Origin of the sequence: Oryzisolibacter propanilivorax (genome assembly GCF_900103645.1) — a bacterium.
Taxonomy (GTDB): Bacteria; Pseudomonadota; Gammaproteobacteria; order Burkholderiales; family Burkholderiaceae_C; genus Melaminivora; species Melaminivora propanilivorax.
The window spans coordinates 25,137-43,686 of sequence record NZ_FNHP01000004.1 but is presented as its reverse complement, the minus strand read 5'-3'; the positions used below and the strand labels follow the sequence as shown (position 1 = coordinate 43,686).

Sequence of the window (18,550 nt, the reverse complement as noted above, 5' to 3'; positions counted from 1 at the left end):
AGATGGCACCACTGGGCGGTGCACCTTCCGCCGATGCGTTGCACGCCGAGCTGGAGCAGGCACGGCGCCAACTGGCCGAAATGGCCGCTGCCCAAGAGGCCTTCATGCGCCGCGTGGTGCACGACCTGCGCGCGCCGCTGCGCCATGTCACGTCCTACGGCGCGCTGGTGCGTGAACTGCTGGGCGAACTGGCCCAGCCGCCCGAGCAGGTGCTGGAGGCGCTGGATTGCGTCGCCACCATGGAGCAGTCGGCGCGGCGCATGGCGGCCATGCTGGAGGCGCTGCGCACCCTGTCCGAGGCCGAGCGCGCCCCGCTACGACCCACGCGGGTCGCGCTGGACACAGCGGTTCGGGGCGCGCTGGACACGCTGGCACCACGCCTGGCAGGGCGGGCCGTGCAGTGCACGGTGGATGAAGGCCTGCCGGCGCTGCAGGCCGACGCGGCCCAGCTCCATGTGCTGCTGGTGCAGCTGCTGGACAACGCGCTCAAGTTCACCCGAAACCGTACGCCAGCCTGCATTCGTGTGCTTGCCGAGTGCCATGGCCCCCGGGTGTTACTGCGCATCGAGGACAACGGTGTCGGGTTCGACCCGGCCCGCGCGGGTCTGCTGTTCGGTCTGTTCGAGCGCCTGCACCGCGAGGCGGAGTTCGAGGGCCTGGGCTGCGGCCTGGCACTGGCGCGCGTCATTGCGCGCCGGCACGGTGCAACACTGGAAATCCAGGCGCAGCCTGGTCAGGGTTGCACGGTGCAACTGGACTGGCCGGCGGCCGCCAGCCCCACCGTCTCCGCTGCGCCGCAGGCCTAACGCCGGCGCAGCGGCATCAGTCCCCGTGGGGCGGCTGCCCCGGTTCAGCGCGCCTGCAACTGGCGCAGCCGCTGGCGCAGCTGCGCCACCTCCTCTATCAGGTCGGCGGTCATGCCGGCCAGTTGCGGATCGGCGTCGAACGTCGTCTCCAGCCGTGCCAGGCGGCGCGCCCGCACCACGGTGGTGCTGCTGAAACGCCACTGACCGCCTGACTGCTCACCCTGCAGCAGCCCGGCCTGCACGCGCTCGACCACCCAGCCCGGGCCCATGGCGCACGAGCGCGCCAACTCGTCCAACGTCAGCTGCACCTGTTCGTCCAGCAGTTCGGCCAGGGCGTTGTTCAGGAATTCATGCGTCGCCATGGCATCAGCCTCCTTGCGTGCGGCGGGGGTTGAACGACGGGTAGGCGCGCGCCAGTTCGCGCCAGGCCTGCTGCTGCGCCTCGGTGGCGGCCTGCGGCAGTACCACCTGCAGCTCCAGGTACAGGTCGCCCGGCGTGGCCGCGGGGATGCCGCGCTCCTTCAGGCGCAGCTTGCGGCCCGGCTTCCAGCGCGCCGGCACGGTGACCTCGACGGTCTGGCCGCCGGGCGTGGTGACCTCGATGGGACCGCCCAGCTCGGCCTCCCACGGCGCCAATGGCACGCTCTGGTACACGTCGCGGTCCTCGGCGCGCCAGCGCACGTCGGGCTTGAACTGCACTTCCAGGAACAGGTCGCCGGCCGGCGCGCCGCCCATGCCCGGCGCACCCTGGCCGGCCAGGCGGATCAGCTGTCCCTCGCGCACGCCTTTGGGGATGGTGACCTGCAGCTGGCGCTCCTCGTTGACGAGGCGACCGGCGTCGTCCAGCCGTGCGCCGCGCAACGACAGGGTGCGTTCGGCGCCGTGGTAGGCGTCCTGCAGTTCCAGCTCGATGCGCGCGTGGTGGTCGCTGCCGCGCTGTTCGCGCGCGCGGCCGCCATGGCTATGGCCGCCACCGCCACCATGCTGGGCACGCGCGGCGCGGCCGAACAGCTCCTCGAAGAAGTCGCTGAACTGCGCACTGTCCATGCCTTCGGCGCCTTGCGGGCCGCCGGTGAACTCGAAGCCCGCGTCCCAGTTCGGCGGCGGGCGGAAGCCCTGGCCGGCGCCGTGCGGCGCGGCGCGGCCCAGCTGGTCGTAGGCAGCGCGCTTTTCCGGGTCGGACAGCACCGTGTTGGCCTCGTTCACTTCGGCCATGCGCGCGGCGGCGTCCGGCTCCTTGCTCACGTCGGGGTGGTACTTGCGCGCCAGCTTGCGGTAGGCCTTCTTGATGTCCTCGGCGGTGGCGTCCTTGGCCACGCCCAGGATCTTGTAGTAATCCTTGAACTCCATGCGTCCTCCATGCACAGCGGCGCCGACGGCAGACATGCTGCGCCGGCACGAACGGTCACTGTAATGATCTTGCGGCGTGCCGCGTGTAGGTCAAGAGGGGGCCTGAGCAGGAGGGCCTCTTGCTATGCAAAAAGTAGCTGGAAGCCCTTGTCAATCAAGGGCTAGAGGCAGATTTGTCTCGAACTTTGCGCGTTTCGTGGCAAAGAAAGTGCGCACGTTGCGCACGTTGGCATCCTGGGTGAACAGGCGCTGCGTTAGTGCCAGCCAGGTGGGCATGTCGGGCACGCGGGCGATGAGCACGAAGTCCGGCCCGGGCGAGACGCGCCAGCACTGCTGCACCGCCGCATCGGCCACCGCGCGCGCCTCGAACGCCTGCAGCTGCGCGGCATCCTGGTGATCCAGCGACACCTCGGCGATGGCCGTCAGGCCGTGACCCAGCGCCTGGGCCAGGCGCTCGGGCTGGACGATGGCCACCTGGCGCTCGATCAACCCGCTGTCGTGCAGCCGGCGCACCCGGCGCAGGCAGGTCGCGGACGACACGCCCAGCTGCCGCGCCAGAGCCTGGTTGCTGATCGAGGCGTCACGCTGCAACTGGTCGAGCAGGCGCAGATCAACGCCGTCCAGGTCGATTGAAAATTCCATGAAACGTATGTTATTGAACATTTATTTCACGATGCACCGCAGGTGAAATTCGATTTCTTTTAAGGAGAAAGATTGGCTGCAAATTTCACCCAGCATTCCCTAGCATCCGCGCATCCATTCATCCATCCACTTCCCGGCAAGGACGTTTCCTCATGTGTGGCATCGTCGGCGCGGTCTCCGCGCGCAACATCGTTCCCCTTCTGGTGCAGGGCCTGCAGCGGCTCGAATACCGTGGCTATGACTCCTGCGGTATCGCCGTGCACGCGCAGAGCCTGGCCGGGCAGCCTGGCACCGGCTTGGTGCGCGCGCGCAGCACGGCGCGCGTGGCCGAGCTGCTGGCGCAGGTGGCGCACGACGACCTGCAGGGCGCCACCGGCATCGCCCACACCCGCTGGGCGACGCACGGCGCGCCGCAGGTGCACAACGCGCACCCGCATTTCAGCCACGGCCCCGGCGCCGCCTCGGACGACGCCACGCGGCCCGGCCGCGTGGCGCTGGTGCACAACGGCATCATCGAGAACCATGAGGCACTGCGTGCGCAGCTGCAGGCACGCGGCTATGTGTTCGCCAGCCAGACCGACACCGAAGTCATCGCACACCTGGTCGACAGTCTGTACGACGGCGACCTGTTCGCTGCCGTGCGCGCGGCCACGCAGCAGCTGCGCGGGGCGTTCGCCATCGCCGTCATGCACCGCGACGAGCCGCACCGCGTGGTTGGCGCGCGGGCCGGCTCGCCGCTGGTGTTGGGCGTCGGCGCTGAGGGCGCCGAGCACTTCCTGGCCAGCGACGCCATGGCGCTGGCCGGCGTGACCGACCAGATCGTGTATCTGGAGGAGGGCGACCTGGTGGACCTGCAGTTGGGCCGCTACTGGATCACCAGCGCGGATGGCCAGCCGCTGGCGCCGCAGCAGCGCCCGGTGCGCACCGTGCAGGCGCACAGCGGCGCGGCCGAGCTGGGCCCGTACCGGCACTACATGCAAAAGGAGATCTTCGAGCAGCCGCGCGCCATCGCCGACACGCTGGAGGGCGTGCAGGGCATCGTGCCCGAACTGTTCGACGGCGCGGACACGGCCGCCTGGCGGGTGTTCCAGGAGATCGACAGCGTGCTGATCCTGGCTTGCGGCACCAGCTATTACAGCGGCCTGACGGCCAAGTATTGGCTCGAGGGCATCGCCGGCATTCCGACGCAGGTGGAGGTGGCCAGCGAATACCGCTACCGCACCAGTGTGCCGAACCCGCGCACGCTGGTGGTCACCATCAGCCAGTCCGGCGAAACCGCCGACACCCTGGCGGCGCTGCGCCATGCGAAGTCGCTGGGCATGCGGCACACGCTCACGGTGTGCAACGTCGCCACCAGCGCCATGGTGCGCGAATGCGCGCTGGCCTATGTCACGCGCGCCGGGGTGGAGATCGGCGTGGCCTCGACCAAGGCCTTCACCACCCAGCTGGCCGGGCTGTTCCTGCTGACGCTGGCGCTGGCGCAGGCCAAGGGCCGGCTGCCCGAGGAGGACGAGGCGCGCCACCTGCAGGCGCTGCGCCACCTGCCGGTGGCGCTGCAGGCGGTGCTGGCGCTGGAGCCGCAGGTCATCAGCTGGGCCGAGGACTTCGCGCGCAAGGAAAACGCGCTGTTCCTGGGCCGCGGCCTGCACTACCCGATCGCGCTGGAGGGCGCGCTGAAGCTCAAGGAAATCAGCTACATCCACGCCGAGGCCTACCCGGCCGGCGAGCTGAAGCACGGCCCGCTGGCGCTGGTGACCGAGCAGATGCCGGTGGTGACGGTGGCGCCCAACGACGCGCTGCTGGAAAAGCTCAAGAGCAACCTGCAGGAAGTGCGCGCGCGCGGCGGCGTGCTGTACGTGCTGGCCGATGCCGACACGCACATCGACGGCGGCGAAGGCCTGCACGTCATCCGCATGCCCGAGCACTACGGCGTGCTGTCGCCGCTGCTGCACGTCGTGCCGCTGCAGCTGCTGGCCTACCACACGGCGTGCGCGCGCGGCACGGATGTGGACAAGCCGCGCAATCTCGCCAAGAGCGTGACCGTCGAATGACCGTCACGCTCTTGGACCAGCGCGCAGCGCGGGCCGCCGTAGGCGCGAGATGGCGGCGCAGCCGCTGCGCGCAACGCCCAGGTTGCGGGGTGTGGACGTTGTCCGCGAGAGCAGGCGACGGCACAACCCTTGTGCATGCCGCCAAGGGCGTGACGGTCGAATGACCGCTTTTTGCACGCGCGCAGCGACCGCCCTGCGTGGTATGTTGCCCGGGTGAAGCATCCCGTCACCGCCCGCCTGCGCGCCCTGCGCCGGCATGCCTTTCGCCGCCGGCGCAACGTGCCCGGCAGTTCTCCCGGCTCGCTGCAGCCCGTGCCCGGCACCGGCGACGCCGGCTTGGCGCCGGCGCGCCTGCTGCTGCTGCGCTACACCGCCGAAGGCCTGTTGCAGGAGCAGGCCGACGTGGCCATCGAGGCCGCCGGCAGCGCGGCGCGCGCTGCCGGGGCGGCGGAGGTGGTCTGGCTGCACCTGCAGGGCCTGCCCAGCCCGCAGCAGCTGCAGGCGCTGGCCGATGCCTTCGGCCTGCATCCGCTGGCGCTGGAGGACGTGCTGCACCGGGGCCAGCGCGCCAAGGCCGAGAGCTATGACGCACACCAGTTCGTCATCCTGAACCTGGTGCAGCGCGAGCCCGATGCCGGGGCCTGCCAGGTGGACCAAGTCAGCCTGTTCCTCGGGCGCAATTTCGTGGTCAGCATCCACGATGGCCGCCAGGATGTGTTCGGGCCGGTGCGCCAGCGCATCCGCGGCACGGCACGCATCCGGCGCCAGGGCGCCGACTACCTGCTGTACGCGCTGCTCGACACCATCGTTGATTCCGGCTTTCCGCTGCTGGACGAGATGGGCGACGAGCTGGAGGCTCTGGAGGACGAGATCCTGCAGGAGCCCGACCGCGATGCGCGCAACAAGCTGCACTATGCCAAGCGCGAGCTGGTGGTGATGCGCCGTGCCTGGTGGCCGCAGCGCGAGGTGGTGGCGTCGCTGATGCGCGACGACGCACCCTTCGTGCAGGACGGCACGCGCGTGTACCTGCGCGACTGCCATGACCACTGCGTGGCCGTCATCGACCTGGTGGAGAACTACCGCGAGATGACCTCCAGCCTGCTGGACGTGTACCTGTCGTCCGTCAGCCAGCGCATGAACAACGTGATGAAGGCGCTGACGGTGGTGGCCACCATCTTCCTGCCGCTGACGTTCATCACCGGGCTGTACGGCATGAACTTCGATACTGACAGCCGCTGGAACATGCCCGAGCTGCACTGGCGCTTCGGCTATCTGTACGTGCTGGCGCTGATGCTGGGCATCGTCCTCGGCATGCTCTGGTATTTCCGGCGCAAGCGCTGGCTGTAGCCCTGGCTGCCCACTGTTGTCTGGGCGTGAGGCGGATGCGGGGAGCAATGCTTGTCCTACAGGACGGCGCCAGGCGGCTTCCTAGCATGGCGGCGCCGACCCACTCCGCCAGCCACCCGCCATGTCCCACACGCATTCCACCATCCGCCCGCTGCGCGGCAGCAGGCCATGATTGCCGTGATCGTCCCGGCGCACGACGAGGAGCAGCGCCTGGGCGCCTGCCTGCATTCGCTGGCGCGGGCGGCATGCCATCCGGCGCTGCAGGGCGAGGCGGTGCGCATCATCGTCGCCCTGGATGCCTGCCGCGATGCCTCGGCGCGCATCGCCGCCGCGCATGGCGCCCAGACGGTTCGGCTGCGCGCGCGCAATGTCGGCCTGGCGCGCCAGCGCGGCGCCGAGGTAGCGCTGCGCCAGGGTGCGCGCTGGCTGGCCTTCACCGACGCCGACAGCCAGGTGGCGCCCGACTGGATCAGCGCGCAGCTGGCCGAGCGCGCGCATTGCGTGTGCGGCACCGTACAGGTGGAGGAATGGGAGGGGCATGAAGCCGGACTGCGCCAGCTCTACGACGCCGGCTATGTGGACGCGCGCCATCACCGCCATGTGCATGGCGCCAACCTCGGAGTCTGCGCCCAGGCCTATGTGCGCGCGGGAGGCTTCGCGCCGCTGCGCGCGCATGAGGACGTGGCGCTGGTGCGCGCCCTGCAGGCCAGCGGCGCACTCATCGCCTGGTCCGACCGTCCGCGCGTGCACACCAGCGCGCGGGCCGACTTCCGTGCGCCTCAGGGCTTTGGCGCGCACCTGTTGCGCCTGCGGCAGCAGCTGCCGGCGATGCCGGGCGGGGCGCTGGCATGAATACGCTGTCGTGTCGCCGGGAGGCAAGGTTGCAACAGGCACTGGGCCGTTGCGCCGAGCGGGCACCGGCCGAGGCGCTGCGCCAGCTGGTTGCCCTATCCCTGGACGAACTGCCACTGCCCGGCGGCGGCGCCACGCTGGCGCGCTGGCGCGCCCTGGCGTTGGTCGGCGCGCATGACCTGTCGCTGGCCAAGCTCTACGAGGGCCACACCGATGCCTTGGCCATCCTGCAGGAGTTGTGTGCGGGCAACGCCCTGGCTACGTCGGCGCAACCGGGCAGCCTGTGGGCCGTCTGGGCCGCCGAGGCGCCCAACGCGCGCGTGCAGCTTGAGCGCGACGCCCGGGGCGAGCCTTGCCTGAACGGTACCAAGGCCTGGTGCTCGGGTGCCGCCGACGTGGAACACGCGCTGCTGACGGCCTGGTGGCCCGACCAGCCCACGCAGCCGCAGCTGATCGCGGTAGCGCTGCGCCAGCCAGGCGTGGTAGTGGATGCGCAGTCCTGGCAGGCAGTAGGCATGGCGGCCAGCGCCAGCGCCAGCGTGCGGTTCGAGCAGGTGCCAGCGGTGCTGGTCGGCCAGCCGGGTGACTACCTGCGACGGCCCGGCTTCTGGCAGGGTGGCGCCGGCGTTGCCGCGTGCTGGCACGGCGCCGCCGTGGCGCTGGCGCAGGCGCTGCACCATGCCGCGCGCCCCGACGCACCGCTGCGCCTGGCGGCGCTGGGCCAGGTCGACGTGGCCCTGTCCGGCACTGCCGCGTTGATGCGCGAGGCAGCCGCCTGGATCGACGCGCATCCGCAGGCCGATACGCAAGCCGTGGCGCTGCGCGTGCGCCAGGCGGTGGAACACACGGCGCGCCGGGTGCTGGACGAGGTGCCGCGCGCCCTGGGTGCCGTGCCGCTGTGCCTGGATGCGGGCTTCGCGCGCCGCGCCGCCGACCTGCCGGTGTTCATCCGCCAGAGCCACGGCGCGCGCGACGATGCGGCCCTGGGTGGCCTGCTGTGCGCCGATGCGGAGCCGCCATGGATGCCATGAGCGGCCCTGCCACGCGCCGCATCGAGGCCCCGCGCGTGGCGCCTGCCGTTTGGCAGCAGTGGTTGCAGCGGCAGATACCGCTCGCACCGTGGCCGTTGCTGGACCCGGGCCGCCGACTGGTGGTGGTGGCGCCGCACCCGGACGACGAAATCCTGGCCTGCGCGCTGCTGATGCAGCAGCACGCGCGCCAGGGCGGAGCGCTGCAGCTGGTCGCCGTCACCGATGGCGAAGCCAGCCACGCCGATGCCGGCTGGCCGGCCGACTGGCTGCCGCCCATCCGGCGCAGCGAACGGCACGAAGGTCTGGCCTGCCTGGGCCTGGGGCAGATGCCGGTGACCCAGCTGCACCTGCCCGACGGCGGCGTGGCCGAGGCCGGCTCGCGCCTGCATGCCGCGCTGATGGCACTGCTGGCGCCGGGCGACGTGCTGCTCACCACCTGGCACCTGGACGGGCATCCCGACCACGAAGCCTGCGGCCGCGTGGCGCGCGACGTGGCCTGGCGGTTGGGCTTGCCGCTGCTGCTGGCCCCGGTATGGATGTGGCACTGGGCCGAGCTGGACGGGCCTGGCATTGCCTGGACGTCGCTGCGCGCGCTGTGCGGCGACGAGCAGGCCTGCGCCGCCAAGGCGCAGGCGCTGCGCGCGCATCGCTCGCAACTGCTGCCGCGCGCACCGGGCCTGGGACCGGTGCTGGACGATGCCATCGTCGAGCGGGCGCAGTGGCCGTGCGAATACTTTTTTGCCTGACGCCATGCAGCAGCACGCCTGGGACCCTGCACGCTTCGATGCACTGTATGGCCGCAGCGACGACCCCTGGGCGCTGGAGGGCAGCTGGTACGAGCAGCGCAAGCGCGCCCTGCTGCTGGCCAGCCTGCCGCAGCGGCACTATGCCTCGGCCTTCGAGCCGGGCTGCGCGCAGGGCCTGTTGACCGAGCAGCTGGCGCAGCGCTGCGACCTCCTGCTGGCAGGCGACTGCGCGCCGCGCGCGCTGGCTTCGGCCGCGCGGCGGCTGCAAGGCCGGACGGGGGTGCGGCTGGAGCACATTGCGCTGCCGCAGGACTGGCCGGAGCAAGGCTTCGACCTGGTGGTGCTCAGCGAGCTGCTGTACTACCTCAGCCCGGTGCAGCTCGACCTGGTGGTGGCCCGGCTGCTGGCCACGCCCGGCGCCGCGTTGACGCTGGTGGCCTGCCACTGGTGTCCACGCATCGAAGGCTGTGCACTGTCGGGCGCCGAGGTGCATGCGCGCCTGCGCACTGCGCTGCCTTGGCCATTGGCCTGCAGCGTGGACGATGCCGACTTCGCCCTCGATGTGTGGGTGAGAGGCGGCAATGCCAGCCTGGCGCAGGAAGAAGGCCGCATCTGATCGTGCCCAAGTCGCCTGTGCGGGCTTGTCCGACATCGGTTGTGGCTTTGCGGTGGCCAGTTGCCGTGGGTGATTGTGCGAAGGTGGCTGGCCATTGCCTGTACAGCCGCACAGCGGCTTTTCACTTGGAGGTCTTGTCCATGCATCCGAACCAGGAGCCTTCCAGGCTCGATCAGCAGCTGGCCGACGCCGAGCGTGACCGCGCGCGCGACCATGGCCACTTCAACCAGTACGGCATGCGCGCCGATCCGCGCCGCGATCCGGTGGACCATGCCAACCCTGGCACCGGCGATCATGCCCGCCGTTTTGGCGCCGGTGGCGACCCTGCCAGCTATGCCAACCGGGCCGGCGATGAGCAGCCCGTACCGCCGCTTCGCAGCGATGCATCGGATGCGCCCGCGCATCCGTCCGCGCCATGAGTGTTGAACCCGGTTTGGTGTGTGAGACGATACCGGCGCCGCAGCCGATTCCATCGCCTGGCAGCATGCCGGTGCCGCCGGTGCCTTGGCCCGGCAACGTGCCGGTGGAGGACCCGCCGGCCGCGCCGGTGGAGCCGCCGGTGATCGATCCGCCAGCGCATCACTGAGCCTTGCGAGCGCGGGGCGCCACGGCGCCTTGCCCTACAGGGTGACAAGGTGGCGCCCCCTATCATCGCGCGGCATTCCTTACGTTGAGTCACAAATGCCCGCTTCCTCGCTTCCAGCCCGGCCCGTTGCACGGCCGGGTTCAGGCCTGCCTTTGCGCCTGCTCACCGGTTTCGCCCTGGCCGCCGTGGCCGCGCTGCTGATCGCCGTGCTCACTTGGCGCTCCAGCCAGGATCGTGCCGAGGTGGTGGCCGAGATGAACACCACCGTCGATGCCATCGCCCAGGTGCAGTTGGTCTGGGCGCACCTGAAGAACGCCGAGTCGGCACAGCGCGGCTTCCTGCTGACCGGTGACCGTGAACATCTGACCACCTACACCGTGGCCCAGGCAGCGCTGCCGGTGGAGCTGGAAAAGCTGCATGCCTATACCCGTGGCTCGCTGCTGCGCAAGCAGCGCTTCGATCAGCTGCAGGGCCTGGCCAACAAGAAGATGCTGGAGCTGGCGCGCGTGCTCGAGCTTCAGCGCCTGGGCGAGCATGACGCGGCGCTGGACATCGTGCGCAACGAAGGCCGGGTGACCATGGAGAGCCTGCGCAACGTGGTGCGCGACCTGCTGGCCAGCGAGCGCGAGGACCTGCAGTCGCGCCGCGCCGACTGGGAGGGCGCATTCGACAGCGCCACTTATCTGATCTGGGGCAGCGCCGCCATCCTGCTGATACTGATCTGCAGCTGGGGACTGCTGGCGACCAACGAACACCGTGGGCGCGAGCGCGAAAGCTGGATCAAGAGCGGCCTGGTCGGCCTGGGCGCACGCGTGCAGGGCGAGCAGCGCATGCACGAACTGGCCCCGGCAATCCTGGAGTACCTTGCCTATTGGCTGGACGCCAAGGTGGGTGCGATGTACGTCACCCAGGGCCATGGCAAATTCGAGCGGGTGGGCAGCTTCGCGCTGATGCCCGACGCGCCGCAGGCGGTCATCCATCCGGGCGAGGGGCTGACGGGCCAGGCGCTGCAGTCGCGCCGGCTGGTGCAGGTGCGTGATGTCCCCGATGGCTACCTGCCGGTGAATTCCGCCACCGGACAGGCCACGCCGGTGGAGCTGGTCATCGTGCCGGTGGTGCTGGGCGGCGTGGCGCTGGCGGTGATCGAGCTCGGCCTGTTCACGCCCCTGGGCACCGAAGGGGTCGAGTTTTTGCGCCGCGCCGAGGAGCAGTTGGCGCACGCCGTGCGCGCCGGGCTGGACCGCCTGCGCCTGCAGGGGCTGCTGGACGAGACCCAGCGCCAGTCCGAGGAACTGCAGGCCCAGCAGGAAGAGCTGCGCGTGAACAACGAGGAGTTGGAGCAGCAAAGCCGCGCGCTGCAGGAGTCGCAGACACAGCTGCTGGCGCAGCAGACCTCGCTGGAGGAATCCAACGCCCAACTGGAGGAGCAGGCGCAGGAACTGGAATACCAGAAGGAGCAACTGCTGCGCACCCAGGACACGCTGCAGGGCCAGGCGCAGGAGCTGGCGCAGGCCAGCCAGTACAAGAGCGAGTTCCTGGCCAACATGAGCCACGAGCTGCGCACGCCGCTGAACTCCAGCCTGATCCTGTCCAAGCTCTTGGCCGACAACAAGGGCGGCAATCTCACGCCCGACCAGGTGCGCTATGCACAGACCATCCACAGCGCCGGCAACGACCTGCTGGCGCTGATCAACGACATCCTGGACCTGGCCAAGATCGAGGCCGGTCAGACGCGCATGGAGATCGACGACCTGTCGCTGGCCCGACTGGTGCACCAGGTGGTCGAGCCGCTGCGGCCCATGGCGCAGGAAAAGGGCCTGGCGCTGCAGGTGCAGATCGAGCCCGGCGTGCCCGAGCGCATTCAGTCCGACGAACAGCGCATCGCACAGATCCTGAAGAACCTGCTGTTCAACGCGCTGAAGTTCACCGAGCGCGGCGAGGTGCGCCTGCATGTGTACGCCGGAGCGCCGGGCAGCGTCTGCCTGGCAGTGCGCGACACCGGCATCGGCATCGCCGAGCACCAGCAGGAGCAGATGTTCGAGGCCTTCCGCCAGGCCGACGGCAGCATGCACCGCAAGTACGGCGGCACCGGCCTGGGCCTGTCCATCTCGCGCAACCTGGCGCAGCTGCTGGGCGGCACCATCACGGTGCAGAGCACCCTGGGCGAGGGCAGCGTGTTCACCCTGACGCTGCCGCTGAAGGCGCCGGACGAGCAGCTGCCGACCATCGCCGCGCCGCCGGCGCCGGCGCCGCTGGGCGAGCGCCGTCAGGCACTGGCCGCGCTGCGGCCGCCCATGCCGGCGCAGGAGCGGCACGAAGCGCCCGAACCCGATGCGGCGCATGCGATGCCCGAGGACGACCGCACGCACATCGAGCCCGGCCGGCGGCTGATACTGGTGATCGAGGATGATCCGCACTTCGCACGCATCCTCTATGACCTGGTGCACGAACTGGACTTCCAGTGCATCACCACCGACAGCGGGCGCGAGGGCCTGGCGCTGGCGCAGCAATACCTGCCCAGCGGCGTGCTGCTGGACATGAACCTGCCGGACTATTCCGGCCTGGGCGTGCTCGACCAGCTCAAGCACGACCCGAAGACGCGCCACATCCCGGTGCACGTCATCTCGGTGGCGGACTATTCGCAGAAGGCGCTGGAGCAGGGTGCCGTGGGCTACGCACTGAAGCCGGTGCAGCGCGACGAGCTGGTGCTGGCGCTGGAGCGCATGCAGGCCAAGTTCACCGACGGCATGCGCCGCCTGCTGGTGGTCGAGGACGACGAGCGTCAGCGCGAGAGCGTGTGCACGCTGCTGGCCGCCGACGGTGTGCAGATCGACGGCGCCGCCACCGCGCGCGAGGCGCTGGCGCTGCTGCGCGCCGGCACCTTCGACTGCATGGTCATGGACCTGAACCTGCCCGACCTGTCGGGCTACGAGTTGCTCAAGCAGATGGCCGAGGACGAGGCCATGGCGTTTCCGCCAGTCATCGTCTATACCGGCCGCTCGCTGTCGCGCCAGGAGGAGCAGGAGCTGCGCCGCTACTCCAAGTCCATCATCATCAAGGACGTGCGCTCGCCCGAGCGGCTGCTGGACGAGGTGACGCTGTTCCTGCACCAGGTGGAGTCGTCGCTGCCGGCCGATCGCCAGCGCTTGCTGCAGCGCGCACGCGACCGCGAGGAGGCCTTCGACGGCCGCACCATCCTGGTGGTGGAGGACGATGTGCGCAACATCTTCGCCCTGTCCAGTGTGCTGGAGCCCACCGGCGCGCGCGTGCAGATCGCGCGCAACGGCCGCGAGGCGCTGGAGCAGCTCGGCCAGGCCGGCCAGGATGGCCGCCCGCCGGTGGACCTGGTGCTGATGGACATCATGATGCCGGAGATGGACGGCCTCACCGCCATGCGCGAGATCCGGAAGCGCCCTGAATGGCGCCGCCTGCCGATCGTCGCCCTCACGGCCAAAGCCATGAAGGACGACCAGGAAAAATGCCTGGCCGCCGGCGCCAGCGACTACATCGCCAAGCCGCTGGACGTGGAGAAACTCCTGTCGCTGGTGCGCGTGTGGATGCCCAAGTAAGGACCGGAGCGATCGTGCCGCATACCCGCAGAACGCAGGAGATCGAGCAGCAGTTGCTGATCGAGGCTATCTACCGGCGCTACCACTACGACTTCCGCGGCTACGCCCAGGCGTCGCTGCGCCGGCGGCTGCAGACGGCGCTGACGCGCTTCAACTGCGCTTCGCTGTCGCAGCTGCAGCATCTGGTGCTGCACGACGCGGCGGTGTTCCCGGCGCTGCTGCAATACCTCACGGTGCAGGTCAGCGAGATGTTCCGCGACCCAGAGTACTTCCGTGCGCTGCGCGAGAAGGTGGTGCCGATCCTGCGCACCTACCCGTCGCTGAAGATCTGGATCGCCGGCTGCAGCACCGGCGAGGAGGTTTGGTCGATGGCCATCCTGCTGCGCGAGGAAGGGTTGCTGGAGCGCTCGCTGATCTACGCCACCGACATCAATTCCAGCGCCCTGCAGAAGGCCGAGTGCGGCGTGTACGACATCGAGCGCGTGCCCGGCTTCACCGAAAACCACGCGCGCTCGGGTGGCGCGGGATCGCTGTCCGAGCACTACAACGCTGCCTATGGCCGGGTGGTCTTCGACAAGAGCCTGCGCCGGCACATCGTGTTCTCCGACCACAGCCTGGCCACCGACAGCGTGTTCGCCGAGATGCAGCTGATCTCCTGCCGCAACGTGCTGATCTACTTCGACCGGCCGCTGCAGGACCGCGCCGTGGGCCTGTTCGCCGATTCGCTGTGCCGCCGCGGCTTCCTGGGCCTGGGATCGAAGGAGTCGCTGCGCTTCAATGCCCACACCGCGCAGTTCGACGAATTCATGCCGCGCGAGCGCATCTACCAGAAGAAGGCCGAGGCATGAGCGACGCCTGCACTGCAGCCATCGTCATCGGCGGCTCGGCCGGCAGCATCGACGTGCTGGGACAGCTGCTGCCGCAGCTGGAGCCGCGCTTGGCCACGCCGGTGATCGTGGTGCTGCACCTGCCGCGCGAGCAGCCCAGCCTGCTGTGCGAGATCTTCGCGCCGCGCTGCGCGCTGCAGGTGCGCGAGGCCCAGGACAAGGAACCTCTGGCCGCCGGCTGTATCTACTTCGCTCCGCCCGACTACCATCTCCTGGTGGACGCCGGGCCGGTGCTGGCACTGTCGGTGGACCCGCCGGTACATTTCTCGCGGCCCTCCATCGACGTGCTGTTCGAATCCGCCGCCGACGCCTTCGGCGCGCAGCTGACGGCGCTGCTGCTGTCCGGTGCCAATGCCGACGGCGCGCAGGGCCTGGTGGAGGTGCAGCGCGCCGGCGGCACGACTATCGTGCAGTCGCCCGACAGCAGCTACGCACGTGCCATGCCCGATGCCGCACTGGCAGTGCTGACCCCCGACCATGTGCTGGCGCCTGGCGCCATGGCCGGGCTGCTCAACCAATTGCATTCCGGGAGGATCTCGTGATCTTTGCCGTTCCCGCTCCCCAGCCCGCGTGCGCGCAGGACTGCCCGACCACCGGCGAACGCATCAAGTGCCTGCTGGTGGACGACGTGCCGGAAAACCTGGTGGCGCTGGAAGCGCTGCTCAACGCCGAACAGGTGGACATCCTCAAGGCCGCCTCGGGCCCCGAAGCGCTGGAGCTGCTGCTGACGCATACCGACGTGGCGCTGGCGCTGCTGGACGTGCAGATGCCCGAGATGAACGGCTTCGAGCTGGCCGAACTGATCCGCGGCTCGGAGCGCACGCGCCACATCCCGCTGATCTTCATGACCGCCGGCGCGCACGATCAGCGCCGCCAGTTCCGCGGCTACGAAAGCGGCGCGGTGGACTTCCTGTACAAGCCCATCGACCCGCACATGCTGCTGACCAAGGCGCGGGTGTTCTTCGACCTGCAGCGGCAAAAGCGCGCGCTGGCCTGCCAGCTGCGCCAGCGCACCGAGGAGCTGTACATCAACGAGATGTTCATGGCGGTGCTGGGCCATGACCTGCGCTCGCCGCTGTCGGCCATCCTGGCGGCCAGCACCCTGCTGCAGCGCACGACCGACCCGGAAAAGGTGCGCGCGCTGGCTGCCACCACGCAGCAGGCCGGCCGGCGCATGCAATCCATGATCGAGGACCTGCTGGACGTGACGCGCGCGCGCCAGAACGGCGGCCTGGTGATGCTGGCTGCACCGGGCGACCTGGCGGTGCAGGCCGAGCGCGTGCTGCAGGAGGTGCGCGCGGCGCACCCGCAGCGCCTGCTGGAGCTGCACCAAGCGGGCGACCTGCGCGGCTCCTGGGACGCGGCGCGTCTCGGCCAGGTGCTGGCAAACCTGCTGTCCAACGCCATGCACCATGGCCGGCACGACCAGCCGGTGGAGCTGGAACTGGACGGCAATGCACCGGATGCGGTGGTGCTGCGCGTGACCAATGGCGGCGAGATCCCGCCGGCGCTGCTGCCGCGGCTGTTCGAGCCGTTCCGCGGGCGCCAGGACCACACCGGCGAGCACAAGGGTCTGGGGCTGGGCCTGTTCATCGTGCACCAGATCGTGCACGCGCACGGCGGGCGCATCGAGGCGCGTTCGCAGGACGGGCGCACCTGCTTCACCGTCTGGCTACCGCGGGCGCCGACACCGCTGGAGCAACAAGGCGCTGCCTGATGCGCGCCTGCGGCGCCGGATGCCCAGGCGCCGCGCTCAGAGTGGGTTCACCGCAGCCTGCGGCTGCACCGCGAGCGCCAGGGGTCAGGCCACGCCGGCGGCGTTGGCCGCCTGCACCTCGGCCTGGATCGTGTCCAGCAGCGTCTCCAGTTCGTCGATGTCGAACGGCTTGTGCAGCAGGCGCACGCGCGCGCCGTGCGCCGCGGCGCTGCCCTCCAGCGCATAGCCCGAGCACAGCACCACGCGGCGCTCGGCGTCGTCCTGTAGCAGGCTGCGGCACAGTTCGGTGCCGCTCATGCCGGGCAGGCTGACATCGGTCACCACCAGGTCGAAGGGCTCGCCCCGGGCGTCGTGCTCCAGCGCCTGCTCGGCGCTGGCGCAGGCCACCACGCTGCGGCCGGGCCCCTCCATCAGCATGGCGATGGTGTCGCGCAGCTCGGGGTTGTCTTCGACGTACAAAATGCGCAAGGCAGCTCTCCTGGGTGGGGTTGTAAGGGGTGCCGGAGATTGTGGGCAGGCCCTGTCAGACATACCTGTAGGACGGGGTGCCATGCCAGCTTGTGAAATATGATCCAAAACGACCTCCAGCCCTTTGAAATCAAGGGCGGTTCGCTATGTTTTAAGTAGCAAACGCGCCGCTGGCCGAGGGCTGGGGCCAGTTGGGCCTTGCCGACACCCAAGGCGGGGCTGCGGCTGGCTGCGGCAGCGGTTCCGCACCGCATCGATCTGGCAGACACTGCTGGCACTCCTCTGCCGCCACTGCCGACGGACGCTTTTTTCCAAGGTTGACCTGCGATGAACATTTCCTGCCTGCTCGAGCGCAGCGCCCGCGTGCACGGCGCGCGCCCTGCCGTATTGCTCGGCGACCGCGTGCTGCACGACTACCGCCAGCTGGGCGCGCGCGTTGCCGCTCTGGCCCATCATCTGCGCGCGCACTGCGCCGTGGCGCCGGGTGACCGGGTGGCGCTGTTCGCCGCCAACTGCCCGCAGTACCTGGAGGCGCTGCAGGCCGTGCAGTGGGCCGGGGCGGTGGTGGTGCCGGTGAACTACAAGCTGCACGCGCGCGAGCTGGGCTACGTGCTCGCGCACAGTGGCGCGCGCGTGGTCTGCGCCAGCGCCGCGCTGGAGGGTGCCGCGCGCAGCGCCGCCCAGGACAGCGGCGCGCAGGTACTGCGCCTGGACGATGCGGGCTGGGAGCGCGCCGCGCAGGGCCCGGCCCTGCCGCTGCAGCCGCGCGCGCCGCAGGACGTGGCCTGGCTGTTCTACACCTCGGGCACCACCGGCCGGCCCAAGGGCGTGATGCAGACGCACCGCAATCTGCTGGCCATGACCCTGGCCTATTTCGCCGACGTGGACGAGGTCGATGCGCGCGACGCCATGGTCTACGCCGCGCCGCTGTCGCACGGCGCCGGGCTGTACCAGTACGTGCACCTGCTGCGCGGCGCCCGCCACGTGCTGCCCGAATCGGGCGGTTTCGATCCGGCCGAACTGGCACAGCTGGCGGCCCGCGTCGGCCGGCTGTCGCTGTTCGCCGCGCCCACCATGGTGCAGCGGCTGGTGGCGCACCTGCAGGCCAGCGGCGCCAGCGCCGAGGGCTTCAAGACCATCGTCTATGGCGGCGGTCCGATGTATGTCGAGGACCTGCGCCGTGCGCTGTCGGTGATGGGCCAGAAATTCGTGCAGATCTACGGCCAGGGCGAGTGCCCGATGACCATCACCGCACTGGCGCGCGAGCACATCGCCGACACCCTGCACCCACGCTGGGCCGAGCGCATCGCCTCGGTCGGCGTGGCGCAGTCCTGCGTGCAGGTGCGCGTGGCCGACACTCATGGCCAGGCGCTGGCGCCGGGCGAGCTGGGCGAGGTGCTGGTGCGCGGCGAGCCCGTCATGGCCGGCTACTGGGCCGACGAGGAAGCCACCCGCCGCACGCTGCAGGACGGCTGGCTGCACACCGGTGACGTCGGGCAACTGGACGAGGATGGTTTCCTCACGCTGCGCGACCGGGCCAAGGACGTGATCATCTCCGGCGGCTCCAACATCTACCCGCGCGAGGTCGAAGAGGTGCTGCTGCTGCACTCTGCCGTGCACGAGGCCTGCGTCATCGGCCAGCCCGATGCCGAATGGGGCGAGGCGGTACTGGCCTTCGTGGTGCTGCGCGCCGGCGCCGATGCAGCGACGCTGCCGGCCGAGCTGGACGCGCTGTGCCTGGAGCACATCGCGCGCTTCAAGCGTCCCAAGGCCTACCGCGTGGTGCCCGCGCTGCCCAAGAACAGCTATGGCAAGGTGCTGAAGACGGCGCTGCGCGAGACCCTGGCGGGCCAGGACGCGCCGCCGCGCTGACGCCTGCCGT

Annotated in this window: 18 protein-coding genes; 14 read left to right on the top strand and 4 right to left on the bottom strand. The window is 70.0% G+C overall.

Translation table 11 applies throughout. The features are described 5' to 3' along the window. The first annotated feature begins 2 nt into the window (after nt 1-2). Nucleotides 3-806 (top strand): sensor histidine kinase, encoded by an 804-nt coding sequence (locus BLQ61_RS07890; RefSeq protein WP_245703916.1) that lies wholly within the window; start codon nt 3-5, stop codon nt 804-806. A gap of 44 nt (nt 807-850) precedes the next feature. On the opposite strand, the gene BLQ61_RS07885 is transcribed toward BLQ61_RS07890, so the two are convergent. From BLQ61_RS07885 to BLQ61_RS07875, 3 genes are all read right to left on the bottom strand, one after another. Then, nucleotides 851-1,168: a chaperone modulator CbpM gene (locus BLQ61_RS07885; protein ID WP_091568722.1), complete on the bottom strand. Its 318-nt coding sequence runs from the start codon at nt 1,166-1,168 to the stop codon at nt 851-853. Nucleotides 1,169-1,172: 4 nt separating this feature from the next. Then, entirely contained in the window at nt 1,173-2,156 is a 984-nt protein-coding gene (locus BLQ61_RS07880) for a DnaJ C-terminal domain-containing protein (RefSeq protein WP_091568721.1), read from the bottom strand. Nucleotides 2,157-2,306: 150 nt separating this feature from the next. Continuing rightward, nucleotides 2,307-2,798, bottom strand: coding sequence for an Lrp/AsnC family transcriptional regulator (locus BLQ61_RS07875; protein WP_091569100.1), 492 nt, complete (start codon nt 2,796-2,798; stop codon nt 2,307-2,309). Between the two features lie 152 nt (nt 2,799-2,950). On the opposite strand from BLQ61_RS07875, the gene glmS reads away from it, so the two are divergent. The 12 genes from glmS to BLQ61_RS07820 all read left to right on the top strand — a co-directional run bounded on the left by glmS (nt 2,951) and on the right by BLQ61_RS07820 (nt 16,200). Further along, nucleotides 2,951-4,849, top strand: coding sequence for a glutamine--fructose-6-phosphate transaminase (isomerizing) (gene glmS / locus BLQ61_RS07870; RefSeq protein ID WP_091568719.1), 1,899 nt, complete (start codon nt 2,951-2,953; stop codon nt 4,847-4,849). Between the two features lie 213 nt (nt 4,850-5,062). Beyond that, on the top strand, nt 5,063-6,196 hold the full coding sequence (gene corA, locus BLQ61_RS07865; protein WP_175488248.1) for a magnesium/cobalt transporter CorA: 1,134 nt from the start codon (nt 5,063-5,065) through the stop codon (nt 6,194-6,196). 168 nt (nt 6,197-6,364) lie between these two features. Next, the gene (locus BLQ61_RS07860; protein ID WP_091568716.1) at nt 6,365-7,048 is read left to right on the top strand and encodes a glycosyltransferase family 2 protein; all 684 of its coding nucleotides are present in this window, start codon (nt 6,365-6,367) and stop codon (nt 7,046-7,048) included. Next, nucleotides 7,045-8,079: an acyl-CoA dehydrogenase family protein gene (locus BLQ61_RS07855; RefSeq protein WP_217629387.1), complete on the top strand. Its 1,035-nt coding sequence runs from the start codon at nt 7,045-7,047 to the stop codon at nt 8,077-8,079. Before BLQ61_RS07860 ends, BLQ61_RS07855 begins: the two co-directional genes overlap by 4 nt. Continuing rightward, nucleotides 8,076-8,825 carry a PIG-L deacetylase family protein gene (locus BLQ61_RS07850; RefSeq protein WP_175488247.1) on the top strand — a complete coding sequence of 250 codons (750 nt, stop codon included), beginning with the start codon at nt 8,076-8,078 and terminating at the stop codon, nt 8,823-8,825. Before BLQ61_RS07855 ends, BLQ61_RS07850 begins: the two co-directional genes overlap by 4 nt. A gap of 4 nt (nt 8,826-8,829) precedes the next feature. Next, complete coding sequence (locus BLQ61_RS07845) at nt 8,830-9,441, top strand: SAM-dependent methyltransferase (RefSeq protein ID WP_091568711.1); 612 nt, start codon at nt 8,830-8,832, stop codon at nt 9,439-9,441. 140 nt (nt 9,442-9,581) lie between these two features. Further along, entirely contained in the window at nt 9,582-9,860 is a 279-nt protein-coding gene (locus tag BLQ61_RS07840; protein ID WP_091568709.1) for a hypothetical protein, read from the top strand. After that, nucleotides 9,857-10,027, top strand: coding sequence for a hypothetical protein (locus BLQ61_RS17355; protein ID WP_175488246.1), 171 nt, complete (start codon nt 9,857-9,859; stop codon nt 10,025-10,027). The genes BLQ61_RS07840 and BLQ61_RS17355 overlap by 4 nt, the downstream gene beginning before the upstream one ends. A gap of 95 nt (nt 10,028-10,122) precedes the next feature. Next, on the top strand, nt 10,123-13,596 hold the full coding sequence (locus BLQ61_RS07835; protein WP_175488245.1) for a response regulator: 3,474 nt from the start codon (nt 10,123-10,125) through the stop codon (nt 13,594-13,596). A gap of 14 nt (nt 13,597-13,610) precedes the next feature. Further along, nucleotides 13,611-14,444: a CheR family methyltransferase gene (locus tag BLQ61_RS07830; protein WP_245703914.1), complete on the top strand. Its 834-nt coding sequence runs from the start codon at nt 13,611-13,613 to the stop codon at nt 14,442-14,444. Next, on the top strand, nt 14,441-15,025 hold the full coding sequence (locus BLQ61_RS07825) for a chemotaxis protein CheB (RefSeq protein WP_091568706.1): 585 nt from the start codon (nt 14,441-14,443) through the stop codon (nt 15,023-15,025). Before BLQ61_RS07830 ends, BLQ61_RS07825 begins: the two co-directional genes overlap by 4 nt. Continuing rightward, the gene (locus tag BLQ61_RS07820; RefSeq protein ID WP_091568704.1) at nt 15,022-16,200 is read left to right on the top strand and encodes a hybrid sensor histidine kinase/response regulator; all 1,179 of its coding nucleotides are present in this window, start codon (nt 15,022-15,024) and stop codon (nt 16,198-16,200) included. Before BLQ61_RS07825 ends, BLQ61_RS07820 begins: the two co-directional genes overlap by 4 nt. A gap of 84 nt (nt 16,201-16,284) precedes the next feature. Here BLQ61_RS07820 and BLQ61_RS07815 read toward each other — a convergent pair whose 3' ends face one another. Next, entirely contained in the window at nt 16,285-16,668 is a 384-nt protein-coding gene (locus tag BLQ61_RS07815) for a response regulator (RefSeq protein WP_091568703.1), read from the bottom strand. Between the two features lie 327 nt (nt 16,669-16,995). Between BLQ61_RS07815 and BLQ61_RS07810 the strand changes: the two genes are divergently transcribed. Then, a complete protein-coding gene (locus tag BLQ61_RS07810) occupies nt 16,996-18,540 on the top strand; it encodes an AMP-binding protein (RefSeq protein ID WP_091568701.1) in 1,545 nt (514 codons plus the stop codon). Nucleotides 18,541-18,550 lie beyond the last annotated feature (10 nt).

Bases quoted from the DNA above. Each gene is read 5' to 3' on its own strand.
- BLQ61_RS07890 (WP_245703916.1), top strand. From the start codon at position 3: ATGGCACCACTGGGCGGTGCACCTTCCGCCGATGCGTTGCACGCCGAG.
- BLQ61_RS07885 (WP_091568722.1), bottom strand. From the start codon at position 1,168: ATGGCGACGCATGAATTCCTGAACAACGCCCTGGCCGAACTGCTGGAC.
- BLQ61_RS07880 (WP_091568721.1), bottom strand. From the start codon at position 2,156: ATGGAGTTCAAGGATTACTACAAGATCCTGGGCGTGGCCAAGGACGCC.
- BLQ61_RS07875 (WP_091569100.1), bottom strand. From the start codon at position 2,798: ATGGAATTTTCAATCGACCTGGACGGCGTTGATCTGCGCCTGCTCGAC.
- glmS (WP_091568719.1), top strand. From the start codon at position 2,951: ATGTGTGGCATCGTCGGCGCGGTCTCCGCGCGCAACATCGTTCCCCTT.
- BLQ61_RS07860 (WP_091568716.1), top strand. From the start codon at position 6,365: ATGATTGCCGTGATCGTCCCGGCGCACGACGAGGAGCAGCGCCTGGGC.
- BLQ61_RS07855 (WP_217629387.1), top strand. From the start codon at position 7,045: ATGAATACGCTGTCGTGTCGCCGGGAGGCAAGGTTGCAACAGGCACTG.
- BLQ61_RS07850 (WP_175488247.1), top strand. From the start codon at position 8,076: ATGAGCGGCCCTGCCACGCGCCGCATCGAGGCCCCGCGCGTGGCGCCT.
- BLQ61_RS07845 (WP_091568711.1), top strand. From the start codon at position 8,830: ATGCAGCAGCACGCCTGGGACCCTGCACGCTTCGATGCACTGTATGGC.
- BLQ61_RS07840 (WP_091568709.1), top strand. From the start codon at position 9,582: ATGCATCCGAACCAGGAGCCTTCCAGGCTCGATCAGCAGCTGGCCGAC.
- BLQ61_RS17355 (WP_175488246.1), top strand. From the start codon at position 9,857: ATGAGTGTTGAACCCGGTTTGGTGTGTGAGACGATACCGGCGCCGCAG.
- BLQ61_RS07835 (WP_175488245.1), top strand. From the start codon at position 10,123: ATGCCCGCTTCCTCGCTTCCAGCCCGGCCCGTTGCACGGCCGGGTTCA.
- BLQ61_RS07825 (WP_091568706.1), top strand. From the start codon at position 14,441: ATGAGCGACGCCTGCACTGCAGCCATCGTCATCGGCGGCTCGGCCGGC.
- BLQ61_RS07810 (WP_091568701.1), top strand. From the start codon at position 16,996: ATGAACATTTCCTGCCTGCTCGAGCGCAGCGCCCGCGTGCACGGCGCG.